Here is a 24,362-nt window from a genome sequence, read left to right as displayed (position 1 = left end):
TCCGGCTACCCCAGGATGTCCGGGTGCTTGACGATGCCGCCGCGGCCCAGCGGCAGGACCACCGCGCGGACCTTGCCGCGGACGTTGTCGACCGGGATGGTCCCCTGCCGGTTGTCGCCCAGGTGAGCGCGGGAGTCGAGCGAGTTCGTCCGCGAGTCCCCCATCACCCACAGGCTGTCCTCCGGCACGGTCACCGGCCCGAAGTAGTCCCCGCCGCAGGCCTGCGAGCCGGTCAGCGGGTTGACCTCATTGACCGGTGGGGTCAGCACGAAGGACTGATCCGTGGGCCGACCGTCGACCATCACGGCCGGGTCGCCGGCCTGGCAGGACACCGTCTGCCCACCGGTGGCGATGACGCGCTTGGTCAGGATGTTGTCCGCGTTGGGCACCAGGCCTACCAGGGAGAGCAGGTTTTGCAGGCCGCGCACCAGCACGTTGTGAGAGCGCTCCACGGTGAACTCGCCGTCCCAGGAGGGCGTGGACGCGAAAACGATGACGTCGCCGGGCTGCGGGTCCTGGAAATAATAGGAGACCCGCTCCACCGCTATGCGGTCGTTCTCGCAGCCGGCGCAGCCGTGGAAGGTCGGCTCCATCGAACCGGACGGGACCACGTAGAGCCGGCCGATGAAGGCCTGGATGAGGCTCAGCAGCACGACGGTCGCCACGACGGCCAGGGCCATGCCGCGCCACCAGCTGGCGCCGTCCTCGCCGTCGCGGGGCGCGCGCCCCGGCCGCCGCTCTGACCCGGTCCCGTCCGCGGCCCCGGCTCCGGCCCGGCGGGTATCCGGCCGGGGATCTCCCGCGCGCCGGTAGTCCCGCCGGGGTAAACGCGCAGGCTGGTTACTGCTGGATGTCCGGGTCATCGACGCCGCCGAGCCGGTTAAACGGGAAGAAGACGAAGGCCACCTTGCCGCGCACGTTCTCGTCCGGGATGGTGCCGTGGTACGGGTCGTCGAGGTGGTAGCGCGAATCCGCCGAGTTGGTCCGGTTATCGCCCATCATGAAGTAGTTGCCCTCCGGCACGGTCACCGGCCCGAAGTAGGGCCCGCCGCAGGCCTCGGAGCCGGAGTTCTCGTCGACCGGGTAGGTCGGCGGGTCCATCACGTAGCTTTGGTCGATGGGCTTGCCGTCCACCATGACCGCCGGGTCGCCGGCCTGGCAGGACACCGTCTGCCCGCCGGTCGCGATGACGCGCTTGACCAGGGTGTTCTCATCCGGCGGGGCGAGGGAGACGAAGCTCAGCGCCTCCTGGATGGCCGCGATGACCGAGTTGTCCGAACGCGGCGACTGGTAGTTGGTGTTCCAGGAGTCGGTGCCCTCGAAGACGATGACGTCGCCCGGCTCCGGGCTCTTGTCGCCGTAGTAACTGATCTTCTCGGTGAAGATGCGGTCGTTGGTGCAGCCCTCGCAGCCGTGCAGGGTCGGTTCCATGGACGCCGACGGGATGACGTACTGGCGGCCGATAAACGTCTGCACGACGCCGACAACCAGCAGCACGCCCACGACAATCAGAGCCGTTTCCACCAGCCACGGAAGCTGCTTCTTTTCCTGCTCCACCGGTTGCGCCTGGGCCTGCTCGGGCTCATCCGGGGTCGGGGTTGATGCTGTGTTGTCGTAATTCACGCAGTAGATCCTATCAACAATGGCGCCTACGGCGCCGAGCACCTCGCGGCGAGCATCCCAAATTGTCCAGACAAAACAAAACGCCGCTGGCCCCGGACTTGGCAGTCCGGGAAACCAGCGGCGTGAGCGGCACCCCAAAGCTTTTGGGGGCACAGGCAGCGGCTAGCGGCGCTCCTTGATGCGGGCCTTCTTACCGCGCAGGTCGCGCAGGTAGTACAGCTTGGCGCGACGGACGCGGCCGCGGCGGGAGACCTTGATGGAGGCGATGTTCGGGGAGTGGACCGGGAAGGTACGCTCCACGCCAATACCGAAGGAGACCTTGCGGACGGTGAAGGTCTCGCGGATGCCGGAGCCCTGGCGGCGGATGCAGACACCCTTGAACAGCTGGGTACGCTCGGTGCTGCCCTCGATGACCTTGACGTCAACCTCGAGGGTGTCGCCCGGGCGGAAGGCCGGGATGTCGTCGCGCATCTGCGCGGCATCGATCTTGTCGATGATGTTGCTCATTGTTTAAATCCTTTTCAGTTTAAGACAGAGGACCCTAGCGCCCGTGCGCCGGTTCGTGCCTGTTACATACAGCAGTTAACCATTTTGACACAAGCACAAAGCCCGCGCCAAATCCCGGGCAGCAGTTCTTAGCGCCCGAAGCCGGCCTTGCGCAGCGCGTCGGCCATGGAACCGCCCTGCGGGGCCGCGGACTGGCCGCGCTTGCCGCCGCGCGGCTGGTTCGGCTTCTTGCCGCCACCCTTCGGGCCCCGTCCGCCCTTGGCTTCCTTTCCAGGCTTTCCAGGCTTGCCCGGCTTGCCCGGCTTGGCGGGCTTGCCGTCCTCGCCGGGCTCGTCGTCCAGGCGCAGGCTCAAGCTGATGCGCTGGCGCTGCACGTCGACGTCCATGACCTTGACCTTGACGACCTCGCCGGAGCGGACCACCTCGTGCGGGTCGGAGACGAATTTGTGGCTCATCGCGGACACGTGCACCAGCCCGTCCTGGTGGACCCCCACGTCCACGAAGGCGCCGAAGGCGGCGACGTTGGTCACCGTACCCTCCAGGATCATGCCCGGGGTCAAGTCGGAGACCTTGTTTACACCCTCGCGGAAGGTGGCGGTCTTGAACTCCGGGCGGGGGTCCCGGCCCGGCTTGTCCAGCTCGGCGATGATATCGGTCACCGTCGGCACACCGAAGGTCTCGTCGGCGAAGTCCTGCGGGTTCAGCGCGCTCAGCACGCGGCTGTTGCCAATCAGCTCGCCGATGCCCAGCCCCGTCGACTTCGCAATCGCCGCCACGATGGGGTAGGCCTCCGGGTGCACCGCGGAGGCGTCCAGCGGGTCGGTGCCGCCGGTAATGCGCAAGAAGCCGGCGGACTGCTCGAAGGCCTTCGGCCCCAGCCGCGGGACCTTCTTGAGCTCCTTACGGCTGGCGAAGCTGCCGTGCTCGTTGCGGTAGGCCACGATGTTGCCGGCGATGGTGGAGTTGACCCCGGCAACGCGCTCCAGCAGCGGGACCGAGGCGGTGTTCAGGTCCACCCCTACCCCGTTGACGGCGTCCTCGACGACGGCGTCCAAGGTGCGGGCCAGCTGGGTCTGGTTCACGTCGTGCTGGTACTGGCCCACGCCGATGGCCTTCGGGTCGATCTTGACCAGCTCGGCCAGCGGGTCCTGGAGGCGGCGGGCAATTGAGACCGCCCCGCGCAGGGAGACGTCCATGTCCGGGAATTCCTCCGCCGCCAGCGGGGAGGCCGAATAGACCGACGCGCCCGACTCGGAGACCACCACGGGCGTGGGGCGCGCCCCGCCGGCCTGGGCGACCAGGTCGGCCACCTCGCCGGCCAGCTTCTCCGTCTCCCGGGAGGCGGTGCCGTTGCCGATGGCCATCAGGTCCACCGAGTGCTGCGCACACCAGGTGGCCAGCTCCCTAACCGCCTGCGCCCACTGGTTCTGCGGCTGGTGCGGGTAGATGATGGTGGTATCGAGCACCTTGCCGGTCGCGTCCACGACCGCGCACTTGACCCCGTTGCGGTAGCCCGGGTCCAGGCCCAGGGTGGCGCGCTGGCCCGCGGGGGCGGCGAGCAGCACGTCGCGCAGGTTCGTGGCGAAGACCTGCAGCGCGCCCTCCTCGGCGCGCTCCTTCAGCCGCATGCGCACGTCCAGGCTGGAGGAGACATAGAGCTTGGTGCGCCAGCCCCAGTGCACCGCGTTGGCCAGCCAGGACGACGACGTATCTAGATCGAAGCGATCCGCGATGATCCCCTCGTAGGCCGCGTCCTCGCCGGCGTCCAGGTTCAGGTGCAACACGCCCTCGGACTCACCGCGCAGCAGCGCCAGGATGCGGTGCGAGGGCAGGGTGTCGAAAGGCTCCGAGAAGTCGAAGTAGTCCTTGAACTTCGCGCCCTCGGCTTCCTTGCCCTCGACGACTTGGGCGCCGAGCGCGCCGTCGTCGAAGAACTTCTCGCGCACCTGGCCGACCAGGTCGGCATCGAGGGCGAAACGGTCCACCAGGATGGCCCGCGCGCCCTCCAGCGCCTTCTTCGGCTCGGCGAAGCCCTCGGTCACGAACTGCTCGACCAGCTTGTCCGGGTCCGCCGCCGGGTTCTCGATAAGCTGGTCGGTCAGCGGCTCCAGGCCGGCCTCGCGGGCGATGTCCGCCTTCGTTTTCCGCCGCTTCTTGTACGGCAGGTACAGGTCCTCCAGGCGGGCCTTCGACTCGCAGGCGAGAATCTGGGCGCGCAGCTTATCGGTCAGCTTGCCCTGCTCCTCGATGGCCGCCAGCACCGTTTCCTTGCGCTCTTCCAACTCGCGCAGGTAGGTCGCGCGCTCCTCGATGGTACGCAGCTGGGCATCGTCCAGCCCGCCGGTCGCCTCCTTGCGGTAGCGGGCGATAAAAGGCACGGTGTTGCCCTCCGCCATGAGCTTGAGCGCGACCTCGACCTGGTCGACGCGCACGTTCAATTCCGCAGCAATCGTGGCTGCAATATTCACAAAATACCTCTTCTACTAAGAATCTAAACTACCGGGACGCCGAGTACGCCAGGGTCGTGCCCAGGCCAAACTCGGTGTGCCCGATTTCGCTCGTGCCGTAGCTTAGCGCCCCGGCGGGCAGCGCCTCCGCAACCGCCTGGGTCACCTTCGGCAGCGCCAGCGCGGTCTCCGCGTTGACGATGACCCGCCACACCACCAGCCCCACCGGCTTCTCGCCGTGCTTCCAGACGTACTCGCGGACCAGGACGTTATCCGCCGCGCACTCGGCGTCGACGACCTCGACCGCGATATCGCTCACGATGACCTGGCGCTCGGCCAGGGCGGCGGGCATCGCGGGCACGCAGGCGCGCAGCTCCTCCTCGCCCACCAGGACCGACAGATCGGTAGAAACCTCCATGTCTACCGCGCCTCCCCGTCCGCGTCCAAGCCTTCCAGGAAGGCGCGGTCGGCGTCGCTGAGATCGGCCTGCTCCAGCAGCTCCGGGCGGCGGGCCCGGGTGCGGCGCAGCGACTCCTCGCGGCGCCAGCGGTCCACCTTCGCGTGGTCACCCGAGGCCAGCACCTCCGGCACCGGAAGCTCCCGCCACACACGCGGCTTGGTGTAGCTGGGCCCTTCCAACAGCCCGTCGGAGAAGGAGTCCTCCTCGTGCGAACGCTGGTTGCCCAGAACGCCCGGCACCAGCCGGACCACGGCCTCCGCGATCACCAGCACCGCGACCTCGCCGCCGATGAGCACGTAGTCCCCGATGGAGACCTCGCGCACCCGGTAGCGGCGCTGCGCGTCGTCGATGACGCGCTGGTCGATGCCCTCGTAGCGCCCGCAGGCAAAAACGATGTGGTCCTCGCGGGAAAACTCCCGCGCGTGCGCCTGCGTGAACGGCTCACCCGCCGGAGTCGGCACGATGAGCAGCGGGCGCCCGTCCTTGTCGTCGGGGGCGCCGTCGGCCGCGTAGGGGCGCGCCTCGATGCCCTCCAGCTCGTCGTGGCGCGCCCGGTTCAGGTGCGGCAGCGAGGACTCCAGGCGCGCGGCGCTGGCGGCCGGGCCGGTGCCGGCGGCGACATCGTCAAGCGCCGGGCCCCAGACCGTGGGCTTCATGACCATGCCGGGCCCGCCGCCGAACGGGGAATCATCCACCGACTTGTGCCGGTCCGTGGCCCACTGGCGCAGGTCGTGCACGCCGACCTGCAGCAGGTCCTGCTCGATGGCCTTGCCCAGCAGCGCGTGGCGCAGCGGGTCCAAATACTCCGGGAAAATCGTGACGACGTCGAGCCTCATAGATCCAGCAGCCCCTCCGGCGGCGTGACCGTCACGGCCCCGGCCTCTAGGTCCACCTCCGGCACCATTTCCTCCACGAACGGGATAAGGCTGGTGCGCCCCTCGGCGCCGCGAAACTCCAGCAGCGAGTGTGCCACCCCGGGCTGCAGGGCGGTGACCTCGCCGATGTCCGCGCCATCGTGGATAACGCGCAGTCCCAACAGTTCGTGTTCGTAGAAGCCGTCGTCGTCGGCATCGTCAAGCGGGGGCGCGAAGAACTTGGTGCCCCGCAGGGAGTCTGCGGCGGTGCGGTCCGGGATCTCCTCGAAGCGCACCAAAAGGCGCGACTGGTGCGGGCGCACCGACGCGATAGTCAGCGCATGCTCCTTATTTCCCTGCGTGCCGTGGATAACTTCGCCCACCGCAAAGCGGGCGTCCGGGTCGTCCGTGGTCACGTCCACCGCGACCTCACCTTTTACCCCGTGCGACTTCACCACGCGGCCAATCATCAAATCCATACGCCCCATACTAATTGGCGCGCCCGCTAGACTGGACACCGATGGACAACCTACCGATTAACCGCCCCGAGACCTTCGGTGAGGCCACCCCGGCCGAGACCACGCTCACCTGCCTCGACCTGCTCGAACTCGCCCCTGCCAGCGATGCCTCCCGCCCCCGCCCCGGCGTCCGCCGCGTGCTCACCGCCGACGGCGTCAACCTCATCCTGTTCAGCTTCCTGCCCGGGCAGTGCCTCCCCGATCACAAGGCGGCCCACCCCATCACGGTCCAGTGCCTGGCCGGGGAGGTCACGTTCACCTACGACGGCCAGGCCGCGGACGTCACCCCCGGCACCGTGATCCACCTCCCCGCCTACGCACCGCACCGGGTCGATTGCCCCGGGGAGAAAAACAAAGGTAATACCCCTGCCGTCATGCTGCTGATGATGCACACCGGCGAAAGGGCCGGAAAATAAATAAAGACTTTTTACCCCCACGCGCCCGCTTCCCACGCGGCGAGACAGTTCCTGGAGAAATATTCAGTGCTACCGTAGCGAGGGTGGAACAGCGATCAAAGCCTTACCATCACGGTGACCTGTACAACGAATTGTTGCGGATTGCAACGAGGTACGGCCAGCGCGGAGGCCCCAACGCCGTCACCATCCGGGCGGTCACCCGCGAGGCCGACGTCTCCCCGACCTCTGCCTATCGCCACTTCAAGAACCAGGGCGAGCTCCAGCACGCCGTCGCCAAGGCCGCCATCGGCGAACTAGTCGCGCGCGTCCAAGGCGCTCTCGATGGCTTTAACTCCGGCGCCACGACCGCCAGCCAAGCGCTTTACGATGCCACCTGGGCCTATTTCACCTTCTCCCGCGAGGAGCCCAACTTCTTCCGCTGCATGCTCAACATCGGGGATACCACCTTCCCGGCCGCCTTCAGCTCCACGCTCACCAGCGAGCAGGGGCTTAGCCCCGCCGATCTGGCAGCCACGTTTGAGCTCCCGCCCTCCCATGTCAAGGCGATCCTCTCCTACCGCGCAGCCATGCTAGCGTATGCCGCCGAGTCCGGCACCACGCTGACCCAGGAGCAGCTGCTCTTCAACACCATCGGCGCGTGGTCGACCCTGCACGGGTTCACACACCTGTGCCTGGACAGCCACCTGTCGACCCTGGACGAGTCCACACAACTTCGCCTGGCCGAGCACGTCTTCGCGACGGTGCATAACTCCCTGCTGGATTAGTCAAGACTACCGGCGGTTCCCCACCTTCAGTAGGTTCGCGCAGGCGCGGCACTTATCCACAGCCGGGCCGCGTGTTGAGACCAGCTTTGCGCCTACTTGGGCACGTTGCTCCATTTTTCGCCCTTTAGGCAGGTGGCGCCGCAAAAACGGCCGTTTTCGGCCTGTGGATGGTGTGCGCAGGGCGGTTATATTGCCCCGAGTTATCCACAGATTGGGTTTTTGGCCCTTGTAGGGGTTGTCAGTGGCTTCTAGCGTGTGAGTCATGACAACGACAGCCATGGACACACTCACAGCAGCGCACGCCATCTTCGCGGACGGGATCCAGTATTTGGACCTGTGCCGCCAGCTCAGCCTGCCCGCTTTGAAGGCTGTCATGTCCGACGTGGCCGCCGCCGCGCACTACCGCGCGTGCCAGACCTTCTTCGGGAAGACGTCCTATACGCGCAAACAAGCCGCCGCCCGCCGAGCCGCCGCCGAATCCGGCCACCACCTCGACACTTTGCTGGTGTTGGATAGTGCTTTCCGCCGGGTGCGCCACCAGGGCGAGGCCTGGGCCATGCTCATCGAACTGTGCAACACCCCCGGCACCACCAAACAACTCCGCCGACTTGCCAACCAAAAAGTCCTGGAACTCAACCGCCCAGCCCCACCCGCCGAAGGCGTGCGCGTGACCCGCCGCAAAGACGGACCCAGCACCTTTTCTATTACCGGGGACCCGCAGCTGGTGGAAAACCTCTGGGCCAGCATTAAGACCATCCCCGACGTCGAAGCCTTGTTCAGCGGCGGCCTAGAAAAACAACCCAAGACCACCCACGTGGTGATCTCCCTTCCCGACTGGGTGCGCATCCTCGCCGGCGACGGGGACGAGATCACCCTGCAGCTGAGCAACGGCACCACCATGACCGGTGCCGACTACGTCCGCCAATGCCTCCTCGATGCGGGCCTGGCCACCCTGGTGGATCCGAGGCGCGGGCCGGTCAACCAATACCGCTACCAACGGCATGCCTCACCGAAGCAGAAGGACATGGCCAAAGCCGAAACCACCACCTGCGCCTGGCCGAACTGTAGGAAACCGGCGGATGAGTGCCAGGTCCACCACATCCACCCCTGGGCAGGCGGTGGTGAAACCAACCAAGAAAACCTGACCTTGTTGTGCGAGTTCCACAACTCCTGGAACGACGACGATCCGGCCTACCCCAGACACGGGAGGGTCAACCGAAGACGCGGCAAAGTCACCTGGGACCCGCCCTGGAGCGGCGGCTGACACGCGGGCCAGCCGAGAGAGAAAAGCCGCGAGACGAAGGCTGCGAGAGGCCGCCACAAGGAACAAGGCCAGCCGAACCCCACGACTGCCAGGCAACAAGGAGCAACCCCAGCCTAAACACGCGAAAAGGCGCCACGGACCACGTCCGTAGCGCCTACTCGGCGTGCCTATTCAGCGTGCCGGCAAGAAAAATCCCGCCGCCCCTTCACGGGGTGGCGGGTTGAAAGCTACTGAGGATTACTCAGCGGACTCCTCGGAGGAAGACTCGCCCTCAGCCTCAGACTCGGAGGCAGCCTCGGCGGCTTCGGCAGCCTCAGCGGCGGCCTTTTCTTCTGCTTCCTTCTCGGCAGCAGCCTTAGCCTCGGCCTCTTCCTTGGCCTTCTTCTTCTTTTCGGTGATGGCCTCGATGGTCGGGCCGTTGTTGGCCTCGGACAGAGCAGCGTTGAACAGGTCAAGCTTGGACGGCTTCTCCTCGGCGACCTTCAGGGTGCCCTCGGCGCCCGGCAGGCCCTTGTGCTTCTGCCAGTCACCGGTGACCTTCAGCAGAGCCAGAACCGGCTCGGTCGGCTGAGCGCCGACGGACAGCCAGTACTGAACGCGCTCGGAGTCAATGTCGATCAGGGACGGCTCCTGCTTCGGCTCGTAGATACCGATGTTCTCGATAACCTTGCCGTTACGACGGGTACGGGAATCCGCGATGACAACACGGTAGTGAGCGGTGCGGATCTTGCCCAACCGCTGCAGCTTAATCTTGACAGCCATGTGTGGCTCCTTTACTTAAGTCACTGGGCAGTTCGGACACCCGCCGCTTGCCGGCGGGCCGGTTCAGCCCTTGGATTTTAGCTGCGCGTGACTACCGGCCGACCGTAGACGGGAACGGGTTTACGCAGCAACCCTAGACACATTACTGGATAACCCCCCGAAAAACGAAATCCCAACGCGCCGGCGGGCAGGCTGTTGTGGACTCTAGGGTGGGACAGAGTAATCTACTAAGCGGCCGTGTCCGCAGACTCGGGCCAAAGTCGCACGTCAAAGAATGAAACGCGAATAGAGTTTATGTCACAAGATTCCCCACGCAGTTTTCAGTACCGGTATGACCTCGACGGTCTCCGCGGTATTGCCATCGGTTTGGTGGTTATCTACCACGTATTCGTCGGCCGTGTCTCCGGCGGCGTGGACGTCTTCTTGCTGCTCTCCGGCTATTTCTTCCTCGGCTCCCAGCTGCGGTACGTAACGAAGCCGAACGCCACCTTCAACCCCTGGTGGCCCATCTGGCGCACCCTGCGGCGCCTGGTGCCGGCCCTGGCTCTCGTCATCGCGGTGACCTACCTGCTGGTGTATTTCTGGACGCCGCAGCTGATGCGGATCGAGCTGACCCAGCAGATCACCGCCACGATGCTCTACTACCAAAACTGGGAGCTGGCCTCCCAGAACGCCGACTACGCAGCGGCCGCGGCGGACACCTCTCCCCTGCAGCACATGTGGTCGATGTCGGTGCAGGGCCAGTTCTACCTGCTGGGCATCGCCTTCGCGCTGATCCTGGGTGCGGTGATGCGCTGGCGCGGCCGGTCCAGCCAGGTCAACGCCGTGGCGGGCCCGATCCTCATCGTGGTCACCATCGCCTCGTTCGCCTACGCCAGCCGCTTCGGCTTCTTCGGCACCCCGGAAAACTACTATTCGACCTTCTCCCGCGCCTGGGAGCTGACCCTGGGTGCGGTGCTGGCCATCTACGGCCACCGCATCCGCATCCCGCAGCGCCTGTCCGACGTCGTGACCGGCCTGGGCCTGCTGCTGCTCATGTTCACCGGCGCGGCCATCGCGGATTCGACCGCCTACCCGGGCCCGCTGTCCCTGATTCCGTTGGGCGGCGCGGTGCTCATCATCATCGGTGGCGGCGGCCGCATCTCCCGCGCGATGGCGTCCAAGCCGGCCCGCTGGCTTGGCGATGTCGCCTATTCCCTCTACCTGTGGCACTGGCCCCTGCTCATCCTGTCCACCTCGGCGCTCGGCATGGAGCGCCCGGCCTGGTGGTTGGGCGCCATCATCATCGCCCTGTCCCTCGTGCTTGCCGATGCCACCCACCGCTTCATCGAGGCCCCCTTGCGGCAGCATCGCAAGCGCCCCCTGGCCGACGACATGCCCGTCCACAAGGCCATGGCGACCATGCGGGAGAAGGTCGGCGCGCTGCGTGCGGCCGGCGGCGTTGCGGCGACCGCCCTGGTCATCGCCCTGCTGTCGGTGCACCCGTGGTTCAAGTCGACCCTCGACAGCGAGGAAGCCGAATACTTGGACCCGGCCCTCTACCCCGGCGTGATGGCGCTGATGGGCCAGGACGTGCCGGACAACCAGCCGGTCAAGCCCGACCCCGTGCGCGTGGGCAGCATGGTCCCGCCGGTGGCCTACCAGCACTGCTTCATCCCGGACACCGAGCCCGGGGATTCCTTCTTCGAGATCGACAAGGACGGCAACCCGTGCATCTTCGGCGACCCGGATTCCGACGTCGAGGTCTACCTGGTGGGCGGCTCCCACGCGGAGCAATACGCCTCCGCCATCGACTCGCTGGGCAAGGAAATGAGCTTCAAGGTCGTGCCGCTGTTGCGCCAGGACTGCCCCATCGAGCTGGGCGACGAGCTCACCGTCACCCCGGAGTGCGCCCAGTGGTCCGAGCTGGCCACCGAGCGCATCCTCGATGCCGACCCCGACCTGGTCATCTCGAATACCACCCGCCCCATGGGCGAGCACGGCACCGGCCCCGACATCGTGCCGGCCGGCTACGAGCGCTTCTGGGAGGTTCTGGCCGACGACGAGATCCCGTTCTTGGGCCTGCGCGAGAACCCCTGGGGCTTCGATGAAAACTTCAACCCCATCGAGTTCGATGAGTGCTACGTGGCCAACGAGGACGCCATCGGCTGCGGCACAACCCGCGAGCAGACCTATCAGCCGGTCGACCCGTCGGCGGCCATCCTGGCCCAGTGGCCGAACATGATCGCCGTGGATACCTCCGACTGGTACTGCGACGCGGACAAGTGCCCAGTCGTCATCGGTAATGTCATGGTCTACCGCGACATGCACCACATCTCGAATGCCTACGCGATGTCCATGAAGCCACTCCTGGAAGACCTCATCGCGCCCTTCCTAGCCGGCGAGCCCCAGCAGCAAGAAGCTCCGGCCCCGCCCGTCCCGGAGGACGAGGCAGAGCCGGAGCCGGCGGAGGAAATCTACTACTAGTTACTTCTTCTTGCCTTGGCCGAAGTCAAGGTTGTTGAGGTCGATGTTTTCCATGCCCTTGGGCATGCCCGGCATCCCACCCGGCATTCCTGGCATGCCGCCGCTGCCCATCTGGTTCTGCATCTTCTGCAGCTCCTCCATGGACGGCATACCCGGCATCCCACCGGGCATACCGGAGCGCTGGCGGCCGCCGCCCTTGCCCTTCTTGCGCTTGCCGTTTTTGCCCTTGCGGCCCTTCGGCTTCTTCTTCGTCGCCGAGCGGGAGCCGCCGCCCATGCCGAACTGGCCGGCCATCTTGGTCATCATCTTCTTCGCCTGCTCGAAGCGTTCGATGAGCTGGTTGATGTCGGAGACCTTCACACCGGAGCCGTTGGCAATGCGCTTGCGGCGCGAGGCGTTCAAAATCTTCGGGTTTTCGCGCTCGGCCGGGGTCATGCCGCGGATGATGGCCTGGATGCGGTCGAGCTGCTTCTCGTCGACCATGTCGGCCATCTCGTTCATCTGCTTGCCGCCGGGCATCATCTTCAGCAGGTTGCCAATGGGACCCATCTTGCGGATCATCAGCAGCTGATCCAGGAAGTCGTTCAGGGTCAGCTCGCCGCTGCCCATCTTGGCCGCGGCCTCCTCGGCCTTCTGCTGGTCGAGGGTGGATTCGGCCTGCTCGATGAGCGAGAGCATATCGCCCATGCCCAGGATGCGGCTGGCCATGCGCTCGGGGTGGAAGACGTCGAAGTCGCCGAGTTTTTCGCCCGTGGAGGCGTACAGGATGGGCTTGCCGGTGACCTCGCGGATGGACAGGGCGGCACCACCGCGGGCGTCGCCGTCCAGCTTGGTCAGCACGACGCCGGTGAAGTCGACGCCGTCCCGGAAGGCCTCGGCGGTCTGGACGGCGTCCTGGCCGATCATCGAGTCGATGACGAAGAGGACCTCGTCCGGGTTGACGGCGTCGCGGATGTTGCGCGCCTGGGTCATCAGGGTCTCGTCGATGCCCAGTCGGCCGGCGGTATCGATAATCACCACGTCGTGCTGCGCGCGCTGCGCCTCAGCGATGCCGTCGCGCGCCACCTGCACCGGGTCCCCGTGGGAGGTGCCCATCTCGTGGTCGTGGGAATCCAGGGACGTGCCCGGATCCGGGGCGAAGGTTTTCACGCCGGCGCGCTCGCCGACGATCTGCAGCTGCTGGACCGCGCCCGGGCGCTGGAGGTCGCAGGCCACCAGCATCGGGGTGTGGCCGTCCTTTTCTAGGTGCTTGGCTAGCTTGCCGGCCAGGGTGGTCTTACCGGCGCCCTGCAGGCCGGCGAGCATGATGACCGTCGGCGGGTTCTTCGCCAGGTTCAGCCGGCGGGTCTCCCCGCCCAGGATCTCAACCAGCTCTTCGTTAACGATCTTAATGACCTGCTGCGCCGGGTTGAGCGCCTCGGAGACTTCCGCGCCGGCCGCGCGCGCCTTGATTCGCTTGATGAACCCGCGGACTACCGTCAGGGAGACGTCCGCCTCCAGCAGCGCGAGGCGAATTTCGCGCGCGGTGGCGTTGATGTCTGCCTCGGTCAGCTTGCCTTTGCCACGCAACCCTTTGAGGGCTGATTGCAAGCGATCGGACAATGACTCAAACACGTTTCTGGCTCTCCATTATCTTTGGGGTTATCTATTAACTCCCCCAGCTTAGTCGCTTGACAGGGCCGCGGTCACATTCGCAACCACCGCGGCGCGGCTTAAGCCCGTGTAGGGGTTGCCGCGCAGGCAGATGGTCACGATCATCGTCGCGCCCAGCGCCGCGTGCTCCATCCACTCGATCTCCGGCAGCTGGGCGATGAGCGTGCCCAGCGCCGCCCGCCGCTCGACGGTGCGCACCTCCAGCAGGCCTTCCGCGTTGAACATCGCCGTCGTGTGCCCGCCGGCGACCTGCGGCAGCCGCGAGTGCACGCCGGACTTGTAGGCCTGCAGGAAGCGGTCGATATCGCTGGCGTCCTCCCAGGACTCCTGCACCGTGCGCGCGGAAAACTCCGCCGCCAGCGCCCCGCCCGTGTACTCCATGCGCGAGTTGACCACGGTCCAGCCCAGGGCGGCCAGCAGGGCCAAAACCTCGACGATGCCACGCTGCTCCGCGTGCAGCGACACCGTCAGCAGCTGGTTGTCGCTATCGCGGGTCACCGTCAGCTGGCTGGGCGCGGCCACGCGCGGGCGCACGTGCGGCTGCGGCACCAGGGCCTGCAGAGCGCGGCGGCACAGCTGCCCCGCGGCCGACTCCAACCGGTTGTTCCAGACCCCGGGGCCGGTGGACTCGGCATCGGCGCGCGCGAGCACGGACAGCAGGGAGACGGTGAGCTGATCGTAGTGGCAGGCGGTCAGGAGGCTGTCGCGGGCCGCGTCCGAGGCCGGATCCATGGTGCGGGCCAGCCGCGACAGGGTGGTGTGCTCGGCGACCAGGGTCTGCGCCCGCGACCTGTCGGCCAGGTTCAGCCGCAAGCGCGCGGCCATGCGGGTTACCATCTCCGCCCCGACTAGCGCGTGCGGGCGGTCATAGCCCTTGCCGATGTCGTGGAAGAGCGCCGCCAGCAGCAAGATGTCCGGGCGGGCCACGCTGGTACGTTGCTCGGCGCAGCGCGCCACCGTCGCCAGGCTGTGGTAGTCGATGCTGTGGGTGTGAACCCGCTCGCGCGGCATCAGCCCCCGGATGTGCGCCCACTCGGGCACGATCTTCTCCCACAGCCCGTGCGCGTCCATCTCCCGGATGACCCGCGGCGTATTCGCCGGCGAGGACAGTAGGGCGAAAAAGTCGTCGGTGGCGGCGGCGGTGAAGCGCTCCGGCAGGGCGGGCAGCTCGCGCAAGGTGTGCCACACGCCGGCGGCCACGGGGCGCCCCGTGCGGGCGGCGGCCGCCCCGACGCGTAAAACCAGGGCGGGGTCTTCCAGGTTGGGGTGGCGCGAGAGCGTGATATAGCCGCCGTTGTCAATAACGTCCAGGTCCAGCGGCCGCCGCGGCGAGTGCGCGCCCCGCTTGCCCACCAGCCCCCGGGCCGTGGCCAGCCCGCGCTCCACCGCGCGGTCGACGCGCGTGGCCGTATCCACTAAGGCCGCGGACAGCTCGTAGCGGTCCGCGTACCCCAGCTCCGCGGCTACCGATGCCGCAAACTCCGGGTCCAGCACATCCCGGCGCCGGCGCGCGTGCTCGTGTAGCAGCGTGCGCACGTCGAGCAGCAGGCGGGTCTCGGCGCTCAGGTCGGGCGCGTCGCACAGGTTGCCCAGCGCGAGCGCGCGCAGCAGCTGGATATCACGCAGGCCCCCGCGGCCGTTTTTCACGTCCGGCTTCGTCATCGTCGCCACGGAGCCGGAGCGGTGCCAGCGGCGGATGGCCAGATCCAAGAAGGCGTCGAAGTTGCGCTGGAGCTGGCGCCGCCAGGAGGAATAGAGGCGGGCGCGGGCGGCATCGACAAGCATTTTGGAGCCGGAGACGTGGGTCAGCTCCAGCTGGGACAGGCCGGCGGCGGTATCCTGGGCGGCGATTTCGCCGCACTCGCGCGGGGTGCGCACCGCGAAATCCAGGTGGTAGCCCGCGTCCCAGATGGGGTTCCAGAGGTCGGTGGCATCCGGGATGGGGGCATCGTCCGGGCACAGCAGCATCAGGTCCAGGTCCGAGCGCGGGGTCATCTCCCGGCGGGCGAAAGAGCCCGTGGCGGCCAGCGCGCAGCCTGGCGGGACGGGCAGGCTGCGCAGGAGTTCTAGCGCGCGCTGATAGGCGTTGTCCCGCAGTTCTAGAGGGCGGATTCTCCCCGCTCCCCGGTGCGTACACGGACGACGTCCTCGACCGGGCTGACCCAGATCTTGCCGTCGCCGATCTTGCCGGTGTAGGCCGCGTCGATGACGGCGTCGATGACCTCGGCGGCGGCGTCGTCAGCCACGACCATCTCGAGCTTGACCTTCGGCACGAAGTCCGTGGCGTATTCCGCGCCGCGGTAGACCTCGCTGTGGCCGCGCTGGCGGCCGAAACCCTGCACTTCGGTCACGGTGAGGCCGTGGACCTCCAGCTGGCCCAAGGCCTCGCGGATTTCCGGCAGGGTAAACGGCTTCACGATGGCGGTCACGAGTTTCATGGATGAAAAACCTTCCTGTGCTCTACTGCTGCTTCTGCTGCTGTTGGATGCGGAGGGAATGCTTGACGTCGGTGACGGTCACGCCGTAAATCGAGCGGCCCATGTAGTAGGAGCCGATGGCGCCGATGATCCACACGCCGAAGCACGCGGCGAGCGCCTTGACAAGCGACATGACGTCGAAGCCCTCCGTGGAAAAGTCCACCACCAGTTTAGCCACGAGCAGCAGCGGGATGGCCAGACAGATGGTCGGGCCCAGCAGGTTCACCCGCGTCAGCGCGTCCGGGGCGCGCCAGACCGCGACGGTGGTGGCCAGAACCAGCACCGTGGCGACGATGATGAGCACGGAGGCCACAATTTCGTAGATAGCCATGGGTTTAGCGCCTTCCCTTCGAGATGATGCGGGCCATCGACAGCGTCGGCAGCACGCCGCCGGCGATGGCGGCCAGCAGCGCGATGTCGTAGGCGATGGACGAGTAGACGATGGTTGAGCGGGCCAGGAAGATGGCGAGCATGCCGTAGAAGATGAGGTCGGCGACCACCGCGCGGGTGAGCTCGTCGCGCGTGCGCAGGGTCAGCACGAGCGCGGCGAAAACGCACAGGCCCATGATGAACACGCAGGCGGCAACCAACCAGTCGAAAGCGGTAAAAGCGGATACGTCAAACATTTAAACGTCCTTGCCTTTCTGCTGGCGGCGCCAGCTGCGGGTGGCCAGGGACTCGTCCTCGGAGATGGGCTGATCTTCCGTGTCGGCCAGCTCCGGCGCGCGCAGGTAGCGGCCCACGGACTCGAGCGGGTACTCGTAGAACGCCGGGTCGGCCTCGGTGGCGCTGCCCTGCCCGGGCACTCCGTAGTCGAGCTCCTTGACGTGCGGGGCCAGGCGCTCCTCCATCTCCGCGATGCCGGCCAGGACCTCCGCGGGGTCGTCGCCCAGCACGGCCTGAACGATGACGATGCGCGGCAGGCCCTCCCGCGGGGGTTCGCGCAGGCCGAGCGACAGGGTGCCCGGCGTGGCGGTAATCGAGGAAGTCAGCCAGAACAGCTCCCAGCTGCTGGTCACGCGCAGCGGGTAGCGCACAATGACCGGGTGGTAGCCCGTATCAGCCTTGAACGAGCAGGCTGCGAGCTGGAAGCCGGAGACGAAGATTTCCTTAATGAACCAGAGGATATACGTTACAACGTGCATTTATGCTCCTCCCTCCAGAACGGACGGGTTAGGCAGCGCGACGGCATCATCGCCCAGGACCGCGTGGATGTAGCTGCCGGTATCCAGCAGGTCGCCCGCGGCCGCCATGGTGTATTCGATGACGGGGCCGGCCAGGATGAACATCGTCAGCGAACCCAGGATGAGCGCGGCCGACGGGGCCATGAGCTTCTTGCGGATGACCAGCTCGTCGGGGACCTCGTCCTGGGAGAGCTGGCGGCCCCAGAAGACCTTGCGCCACACGCGCAGCATGGCCAGGAAGGCCGCGAAGGACGCCACCACGATGGCCGTAATCGCGGCCCACGCCCAGCCGTTGCCGTTGCGGGCAATCTCCACGACCAGCATGACCTTGCCCCACATGCCCGAAAACGGCGGGAAGCCGACCACGGAGAAGGCGCCGGCGGCGAAGATCCACGCGATGATGGGATCCCTGCGCGCCAGCCCGGACAGCTTGTTGAGCCGGCCGGTGCCGTAGGTCTCCTCGATGGCGCCGGAGGCCAGGATGAGCGAGCCGACGGTGATCATGTGGTGGATCGTGTAGAGGATGCCGGCGGCCAGGGCGCGCTGCGCATCGGCGGCGGTAAACGCCAGCATGATGAGGATGAACGGCATGCCGTTGAGCATCTGGTAGCCCAGCACGCGGCGGATGGTGGCCTCGGCCAGGCCGCCGAAAGAGCCGACGGCCATCGACAGGATCATCACCACGACGATAAGCGCGCCCCAACGGGCGTCCAGGTCGAAGAGGTGGACGTAGAGGCGGTAGAGCATGTAGACCGCCACCTTCGTGTGGAGGCTGGAAAACAGGCCCATGACCGCGGCGGAGGTGCCCGGGTAGGTGCGCGGCAGCCAAGTGTGGACCGGGAAGACGCCGGCCTTGGCCGAAATCGCGATGATGATTAGCCCGGCGGCCACCGTCGCGGGGCCGTTGCCGGCCGCCACGCCGTTCAAGGCCGCAATGTTCACGGAGCCGGTCACGGAGTACATGTAGCCCACGCCCACCACCAGCAGCGTGGAGGCGAACAGGTTCACCAGCACGAAGGCGCGGCCCGAGGCCAGGCGGGCCCAGGTGCCGGACATCGTGATGAGCCCGTAGGACGGCAGCAACATGACCTCGATGAACACGAAGAAGTTGAACAGGTCGGCGGTAATCAGCGCGCCGGCCACGCCCGTCAGCAGGATGAGCGTCAGCGACGGGTAGTAGCGCGACTTGGTCTCCCCGCCGGCGATGGCGAACCAGTTCGCGCCGAAGGAGACGATCATCGCGGTGGTCAGCATGATCGCGGAGAAGGAATCACCCACGAACGGGATGGCCACGTTGCCCGGGTACATGCCCACGTTGTGGGCCACCGGGCCGTTGTTGACCGTATAGGCCAGCAGGCCCAGGCCGGCGAAGACGCCGACGGCGGGCACCACCAGCATGATGGCGTCGCGGACCGGGCGCCAGGGCGCCAGCAGCGCGAAGGCCGCCGCGATGAGCGGTACTGCCGGAAACAGCGGCAGCATTTGGCTTACTAGGTCGTACATTGGTGCCTAGCCCTCCTTCGCGGTGCGGTCGGCGGCAGCTTGCTGGGTCTCGTAGACGTCCTCGTAGGCGTCGCGGGCGTGCTGGATGCGGCGCACCGCCTCGTCGGAGCGCTGTCGGATGTCCTGGTTGTGCGCGTCGCGACCCAGGGTCGAGAACGGGTGGTCGACGGTGTTGTCGTCGACGGGGTCGGCGGCATCGGTGTCGTCGTTGGGCCCCATGGCGGCCAGCGTCAGCAGGATGGTCGCGGTCGCCATGGAAATCACCACGGCGGTCAGCACGAAGGCCTGCGGCAGCGGGTCCGCCATCTGCTCCGGCGGGGTCTGGGACGGGAAGGCCTCACCGCGGAAGGAGTAGACGCCGGTAGCCAGCAGCGTCAGGTTAGCGCCGTGGCCGAAGCACATCATGCCCAGCACGATCCGCACGAGGCCGCGCTGCTGGATGAGGTAGACGGCCCCACCGATCAAGACGGCGATGGTCAAAGCCAGAATCATTTATTTCTCCCCCTTCTTACGGGCGCCGCGCCGCGAGCGGGTCAGCACCGGCTTCGGCGATTGCGCCGGGTTGATTGGGTCGGGGTACGGGTCGTCGATGTCTTCCATCGTGGCCTGCGGAGTGTTGGTGAGCACGGAGTCGTCGTCGTGGACCCACGGCAGGTACTCGCGCTCGGTGCCCGGGCGCAGGTAGCCGCCCAGGGCGTTGATGGCCATCGTCAGCATGCCCAGCACGGCCAGGTAGATGCCCAGGTCGAAAATCAGCGAGGTGGTCCAGTGCTGGCCCAGGGCCTCGCCGTGGATGGCCACCAGGAAGCCGCTCGGGTCGGCCAGGTAGCCGATGAAGCCGGCCACCAGCGCGATGATGATGCCGATGCCGGTCAGGCGGATGGGCGCCATCTGGCCGAAGACGATCTCGTCGCGGCCCCGGGAGAGGTAGGTCAGGCCGATGGCCGCGCCCATGATAAGCGCAGCCGGGAAGCCGCCGCCGGAGGCGTTGTGCCCGCGGAAGAAGACGATGACCGACATGATGACCAGGATCGGCACCACGATCTGCAGGGCCTTACGCATGGGCACGGAGTTCAGCTGCGACTGCCCGAACGGGGCCGGGCGGGTGCCCGGCGAGAACGGGAAGCGCGGCAGCGTGGTCGTCACCGCGGCGATGACCACGGCGGCCATGCCCAGCACGGAGAGCTCGCCCAGGGTATCCAGGGCACGGAACTCCACGATGATGGTGGCCACGACGTTGTCGCCGCCGGTGATGTCCGGGGCGTTGTTCAAGTACCACTCGGCCAGGTCGGAGCGCTCGTGGCGGCCCATCAGCGTCCACACGCCGAGGAAGGCGGTGATACCGGCCAGCACGGCCACCACCACGGAGCCGTAGCGGCGGCGCGGGTTGCGCACCGGCTCGAATTTCTCCGGCAGGTAGCGCAGCACCATCATCATCACGATGACGGACAGGGCCTCCACCGTGAACTGGGTCAGGGCGACGTCCGGCGCGCCCAGCAGGAACATCTGCAGGGTCACGCCGACGCCGACCGCGCCGACCATGACCGCGCCGGTCAGGCGGTTCTGGGTGCGCACCAGGCCGAACATCGATAGCACGATGATGCCCAGGGGCAGCAGGTCCCACGGGTTGTCCAGGCCGTCGACGCGCGGGGCCAGGGCCTGGCCGTCGATGCCCTCGCTGCCGAACAGCGTCGTTGCCGCCAGCAGGACCACCAGCAGCACGATGGGCAGCAGGTGGCGCGACGGGTTGTGGGTGGCGGCCAGGGAGGCGAACACGCGGCCGATGCCCTCGCTGGCCTTGTGCAGCCCGTGCAGGAGCTGGTTGCCGTTGGCGGGCAGCAGCTCGCGGGATTCCAGCGCCGACCACAGCGGGCGGCGCACGGCCAAGCCGGCGATGCCGAGCACCAGCACCACCACGGAAATCACCAGCGGCACGTTGATGCCGTGCCACAGCGCCAGGTGGCTGTGGTGATCCATGCCGACGGCGGCGGCAATGTTGTCCAAGGGGGCATCGAAAAGCCCGAGGATGAAGACCAGCGGGACGGACATGAGTCCGGGCAGGGCGGCCGGCAGCCACAGGGAGACCGGGGCCTCGTGGACGCCGGACATGTCCTTGTCGCCGTCGATGAAGGCCCCGAAGACGAGCTTCGCCGAGTAGGTAAACGTCAGCAGCGCGCCGATGCCGGCGGCTATCAGCAGGACCACTACCCCGGCGCCCCCGATGGGTGCGTCCTGGAACGCGGTCAGCATGCCCTCCTTGGACACGAAGCCCAGAAGCGGCGGGACCGCGGCCATGGAGGCCGCGCCGATGACCACGGAGACGAACGTGAAAGGCATCTTGTTCCACAGCTTGCCCAGGTCCTTGATGTTGCGGGACCCGGCCTCGTGGTCGATGACGCCGATGAGCATGAACAGCGAGGACTTAAACAGCGCGTGCGCCAGGGTGTGGACGACGGCGGCGGCGATGGCAAACGGGGTGCCCACGCCGATGGTCGCCACGATCCAGCCCAGGTGCGAGACCGTCGAATAAGCGGTCAGCTTCTTCAGGTCGGTCTTCTGGACGGCAAAGAGCGCGGACATGATTGCCGTGCCCATGCCGACCACGATCAGCAACCAGTTCCAGACCGCGACGTCGTGGAATACCGTCGAGAAACGGATAAGCAGGTAGATGCCCGCCTTGACCACGGCGGCGGCGTGCAGGAACGCCGAGACCGGCGTGGCGGCCGCCATGGCCTCCGGCAGCCAGAAGTGGAACGGGAACTGCGCGGCCTTGGTGAAGGCGGAGACGGCGATGAGCACCGCGACCCCGACAGTCAGCGCGTGGTTCTCCGCCCAGACTGGCGAAGTCAGGATGGCGTGCAGGTTCGTCGACCCCACGGCGGTAGCGGCAATCGCCACGGCGGTCAGCAGCGTCAGCCCGCCGATAAACGTCAGGACGAGGGTGCGCTGCGAGCCCGGTTCACCGGTGGCACCGGAGCGCGCGATCAGCATGAACGAGGCCAGGGAGACCAGCTCCCAGGCCATGAAAAGCACGATCACGTCGTCGGCCAGCACCAGCAGGAGCACCGACATAGTAAAGGCGGTCATCAGCGTGTAGAAGCTGACGTTGCCTTGGTGCTTGGGAAGGTACGCGGCGGAATAGATAAGGACGACGGCGCCTACCACAAGCGCGAGCAGTGCGAAGAACGCGCCGAGGGCATCCGCGCGCAACGAGACCCCAGCGTCCACCCCGGGCGCGAGGAAGTCCGCGACCCAGATCAGCTGGTACTCGATGCCATTCCCGCTAGAGATTGCGGGAATTTCTCGAAGGAGGAGTCCCGCCGCCACGACGAAGATAGCCGCCAGCGGCCACCCTGCTTTTCGATCAAGTACCTTGACCGCGACGGGCGAGCACACCACTGCCAGCGCCGCGAGAAGGACAACATATAAAAGCGTCACAGGTTTAAAGCCTTAACACGATGGACGGTAATGGACATGTATGGAGTTTGCTGAAAATAGCATAAATACAGCCTCCCCAGATTAGCACTGTGGTTAATCCGGATCACGTCACTGCCCGGGCGGACCGCCGATCACTTTGGCCCCGGCTGCCAGCAGCAGCCAGGGGCCAAGGTGGGACAGATGGGGTGTTTTCTTAGCTCCCCAACAGGGCGTCGACGAAGCTTTCGACCTCGAAGGGCGCCAGGTCGTCGGCGCCCTCGCCCAGCCCCACGAGCTTCACCGGCACGCCGAGTTCTTCCTGCACCTGGAAGACGATGCCGCCCTTGGCGGTACCGTCCAGCTTGGTCAGCACCACGCCGGTGATGTCCACGACCTCGCGGAAGATACGCGCCTGGACCAGGCCGTTCTGGCCGACGGTGGCGTCGATGACCAGCAGCACCTCGTCGACCTGCGACTTCTTTTCCACCACGCGCTTGACCTTGCCCAGCTGGTCCATCAGGTCGGTGGAGGTGTGCAGGCGGCCGGCGGTGTCGACCAGAACGACGTCGACTTGGTTTTCGACGCCGGCGGCGACGGCATCGAAAGCCACCGATGCCGGATCCGCGCCTTCCTTGCCACGCACGGTCTCCGCGCCCACGCGCTTGCCCCAGGTCTCGAGCTGGTCCGCCGCCGCGGCGCGGAAGGTATCCGCCGCGCCCAGCAGAACCTTCTTACCCAGGGAGACCAGCACGCGGGCCAGCTTGCCCGTGGTGGTGGTCTTGCCGGTGCCATTGACGCCGACGACCATGACGACCGCGGGCTTGCCGTCGTGCGGCATCGCCTTAATGGAGCGGTCCATCTCCACGTGGCCGGCCTCGATGAGCGCCTCGCGCAGCATGGCGCGGGCCTCGTCCTCGCTGCTGACGCCGCGCTCGGCGATCTTCTCGCGCAGGGACTCCGTGACCTTCAGCGTCGACTTGGTGCCCAGGTCCGCCATGATGAGGGTGTCTTCGATTTCCTCCCAGGCGTCATCGTCCAGGTCGCCGGCAGACAGAATGCCCATCAGGCCCTGGCCGATAGCGTTCTGGGAACGCGACAGGCGCCCGCGCATCCGGCCCAGGCGGCCGACGGCCGGCGCGATCTCCTCGCGCGGTTCCGCGGGTTCGGACGCGGTCTCCGCCGCGGGCTCATCCGCCGACTCCGCTGCCGCGTCCGCGGCGGGAGCCGGCGAAGGCGCCGGGGTCTCCGCGAGCGCGCGCTCCGCGGAGCTGGTCTGCGCGTCGGCGGCCGCCGCGGCTTCCTCGGCCTCCGCGGTGGAGGTCTCATCCTGTGCGGGCTGGTCCGCGGCCTCCGGCTCCTGCGGGGCCGCCGGGGTTTCCGGCTCAGCCGGGCCGTCAGCTTCGGCCGGCTTTAACGGTTCTGCCGGTGCTGCGGGCTCGGCCTTCTCCCCTGCTTCGGTCTTCTCGGCTGCCTCGGCCTTCTCGGCTGCCTCGGACGGCTTGGCCTTCTCAGGATTCTCAGACGGCGCCGCGGCTTCGGCACGGTCGGCCTCGGAGGCGAGCGGGGCGTCGGCGAGCTCATCGGACTTCGCGCGGGCGACGGCCGCGGCCGCGATATCGGTGACGCTCTCGGGCTTTTCGCCGCCGGTCGTGCCGGCGTTCGGCTCTTGGCCGTCCACCTGGGCGGAGTCGGGCCGGGAGGAGTCGGCCCGGGCCGCCGGGGCCGGCTGCTCGCCCTTGGCCGGGGCGTCGTGGGCAGAGGCAAAGACCCCCGCCATGCCCGCGGCGTTCGCGTTGCCGGTGGCGTTCGGTGTGCCGGCGGGCTGCTTGTCGGGCTCGCTGCCGGCGGCAAAGTTAAAGCCGGACTTGGCCTGGTAGTTCCCTGATTTTTCCTGCTGGGTCAGTTCCTTCGGCTCGGTGTCTTCCTGGTTGAAGGACACCTTCTTGCTGTCGCCGCGGCGCTTGCCTACTAAAACCACCGCCACTAGGGCGATGACGATAAGCACGACGACGGCAATGCCAATCCATAGCGCTAAGTTAGATTCCAT

The 24,362-nt window shown here is 67.0% G+C and carries 22 protein-coding genes; 4 read left to right on the top strand and 18 right to left on the bottom strand.

The annotated features are described in order from the left end of the window. Window positions 1–5: 5 nt before the first annotated feature. The 7 genes from lepB (QQS53_RS06030) to rimM all read right to left on the bottom strand — a co-directional run bounded on the left by lepB (QQS53_RS06030) (window position 6) and on the right by rimM (window position 6,370). A complete protein-coding gene (gene lepB / locus QQS53_RS06030) occupies window positions 6–680 on the bottom strand; it encodes a signal peptidase I (RefSeq protein WP_472775065.1) in 675 nt (224 codons plus the stop codon). A 160-nt stretch (window positions 681–840) separates the two neighbouring features. Further along, on the bottom strand, window positions 841–1,557 hold the full coding sequence (lepB, locus tag QQS53_RS06025) for a signal peptidase I (protein ID WP_472775064.1): 717 nt from the start codon (window positions 1,555–1,557) through the stop codon (window positions 841–843). A gap of 228 nt (window positions 1,558–1,785) precedes the next feature. Next, window positions 1,786–2,130 carry a 50S ribosomal protein L19 gene (gene rplS, locus QQS53_RS06020; RefSeq protein WP_070768861.1) on the bottom strand — a complete coding sequence of 115 codons (345 nt, stop codon included), beginning with the start codon at window positions 2,128–2,130 and terminating at the stop codon, window positions 1,786–1,788. Window positions 2,131–2,258: 128 nt separating this feature from the next. Next, entirely contained in the window at window positions 2,259–4,598 is a 2,340-nt protein-coding gene (locus tag QQS53_RS06015; RefSeq protein WP_472774977.1) for a Tex family protein, read from the bottom strand. A gap of 28 nt (window positions 4,599–4,626) precedes the next feature. After that, window positions 4,627–4,995: a hypothetical protein gene (locus QQS53_RS06010; protein WP_472774976.1), complete on the bottom strand. Its 369-nt coding sequence runs from the start codon at window positions 4,993–4,995 to the stop codon at window positions 4,627–4,629. 2 nt (window positions 4,996–4,997) lie between these two features. Beyond that, window positions 4,998–5,873 carry a tRNA (guanosine(37)-N1)-methyltransferase TrmD gene (gene trmD, locus QQS53_RS06005; protein WP_472774975.1) on the bottom strand — a complete coding sequence of 292 codons (876 nt, stop codon included), beginning with the start codon at window positions 5,871–5,873 and terminating at the stop codon, window positions 4,998–5,000. Further along, window positions 5,870–6,370 carry a ribosome maturation factor RimM gene (gene rimM / locus QQS53_RS06000; RefSeq protein WP_472774974.1) on the bottom strand — a complete coding sequence of 167 codons (501 nt, stop codon included), beginning with the start codon at window positions 6,368–6,370 and terminating at the stop codon, window positions 5,870–5,872. Before rimM ends, trmD begins: the two co-directional genes overlap by 4 nt. A 41-nt stretch (window positions 6,371–6,411) precedes the next feature. On the opposite strand from rimM, the gene QQS53_RS05995 reads away from it, so the two are divergent. The 3 genes from QQS53_RS05995 to QQS53_RS05985 all read left to right on the top strand — a co-directional run bounded on the left by QQS53_RS05995 (window position 6,412) and on the right by QQS53_RS05985 (window position 8,853). Continuing rightward, on the top strand, window positions 6,412–6,825 hold the full coding sequence (locus QQS53_RS05995) for a cupin domain-containing protein (RefSeq protein WP_472774973.1): 414 nt from the start codon (window positions 6,412–6,414) through the stop codon (window positions 6,823–6,825). A gap of 134 nt (window positions 6,826–6,959) precedes the next feature. After that, on the top strand, window positions 6,960–7,589 hold the full coding sequence (locus tag QQS53_RS05990) for a TetR/AcrR family transcriptional regulator (protein ID WP_472774972.1): 630 nt from the start codon (window positions 6,960–6,962) through the stop codon (window positions 7,587–7,589). Between the two features lie 262 nt (window positions 7,590–7,851). Further along, window positions 7,852–8,853: an HNH endonuclease signature motif containing protein gene (locus tag QQS53_RS05985; protein WP_472774971.1), complete on the top strand. Its 1,002-nt coding sequence runs from the start codon at window positions 7,852–7,854 to the stop codon at window positions 8,851–8,853. Between the two features lie 237 nt (window positions 8,854–9,090). Here the strand turns inward: QQS53_RS05985 and rpsP are convergent, their stop codons facing one another. Continuing rightward, on the bottom strand, window positions 9,091–9,615 hold the full coding sequence (gene rpsP / locus QQS53_RS05980) for a 30S ribosomal protein S16 (protein ID WP_472774970.1): 525 nt from the start codon (window positions 9,613–9,615) through the stop codon (window positions 9,091–9,093). Between the two features lie 294 nt (window positions 9,616–9,909). Here rpsP and QQS53_RS05975 point away from each other — a divergent pair, with 294 nt between their 5' ends. Beyond that, a complete protein-coding gene (locus QQS53_RS05975) occupies window positions 9,910–12,081 on the top strand; it encodes an acyltransferase family protein (RefSeq protein ID WP_472774969.1) in 2,172 nt (723 codons plus the stop codon). On the opposite strand, the gene ffh is transcribed toward QQS53_RS05975, so the two are convergent. From ffh to ftsY, 10 genes are all read right to left on the bottom strand, one after another. Beyond that, window positions 12,082–13,695 carry a signal recognition particle protein gene (gene ffh / locus QQS53_RS05970; RefSeq protein ID WP_472774968.1) on the bottom strand — a complete coding sequence of 538 codons (1,614 nt, stop codon included), beginning with the start codon at window positions 13,693–13,695 and terminating at the stop codon, window positions 12,082–12,084. Window positions 13,696–13,743: 48 nt separating this feature from the next. Continuing rightward, entirely contained in the window at window positions 13,744–15,846 is a 2,103-nt protein-coding gene (locus QQS53_RS05965) for a [protein-PII] uridylyltransferase (RefSeq protein ID WP_472775063.1), read from the bottom strand. Then, window positions 15,834–16,172, bottom strand: a complete 339-nt coding sequence (locus QQS53_RS05960; RefSeq protein WP_472774967.1) for a P-II family nitrogen regulator — start codon at window positions 16,170–16,172, stop codon at window positions 15,834–15,836. Before QQS53_RS05960 ends, QQS53_RS05965 begins: the two co-directional genes overlap by 13 nt. A gap of 22 nt (window positions 16,173–16,194) precedes the next feature. Further along, window positions 16,195–16,542 (bottom strand): Na+/H+ antiporter subunit G, encoded by a 348-nt coding sequence (locus QQS53_RS05955; RefSeq protein ID WP_472772878.1) that lies wholly within the window; start codon window positions 16,540–16,542, stop codon window positions 16,195–16,197. Window positions 16,543–16,546: 4 nt separating this feature from the next. Further along, window positions 16,547–16,837: a cation:proton antiporter gene (locus QQS53_RS05950; protein ID WP_409338163.1), complete on the bottom strand. Its 291-nt coding sequence runs from the start codon at window positions 16,835–16,837 to the stop codon at window positions 16,547–16,549. Beyond that, complete coding sequence (locus QQS53_RS05945) at window positions 16,838–17,356, bottom strand: monovalent cation/H+ antiporter subunit E (protein ID WP_472774966.1); 519 nt, start codon at window positions 17,354–17,356, stop codon at window positions 16,838–16,840. Then, complete coding sequence (locus tag QQS53_RS05940) at window positions 17,357–18,898, bottom strand: monovalent cation/H+ antiporter subunit D family protein (RefSeq protein ID WP_472774965.1); 1,542 nt, start codon at window positions 18,896–18,898, stop codon at window positions 17,357–17,359. 6 nt (window positions 18,899–18,904) lie between these two features. Then, the gene (locus QQS53_RS05935; protein WP_083319211.1) at window positions 18,905–19,390 is read right to left on the bottom strand and encodes a sodium:proton antiporter; all 486 of its coding nucleotides are present in this window, start codon (window positions 19,388–19,390) and stop codon (window positions 18,905–18,907) included. Beyond that, a complete protein-coding gene (locus tag QQS53_RS05930; RefSeq protein ID WP_472774964.1) occupies window positions 19,391–22,336 on the bottom strand; it encodes a DUF4040 family protein in 2,946 nt (981 codons plus the stop codon). 193 nt (window positions 22,337–22,529) lie between these two features. Next, entirely contained in the window at window positions 22,530–24,362 is a 1,833-nt protein-coding gene (ftsY, locus tag QQS53_RS05925) for a signal recognition particle-docking protein FtsY (protein WP_472774963.1), read from the bottom strand.

The sequence above is a fragment of the Corynebacterium sp. 2571A genome, assembly GCF_055700935.1.
Note: the sequence above shows the minus strand (reverse complement) of the source record. Positions and strands in the feature narration are given on the sequence as shown.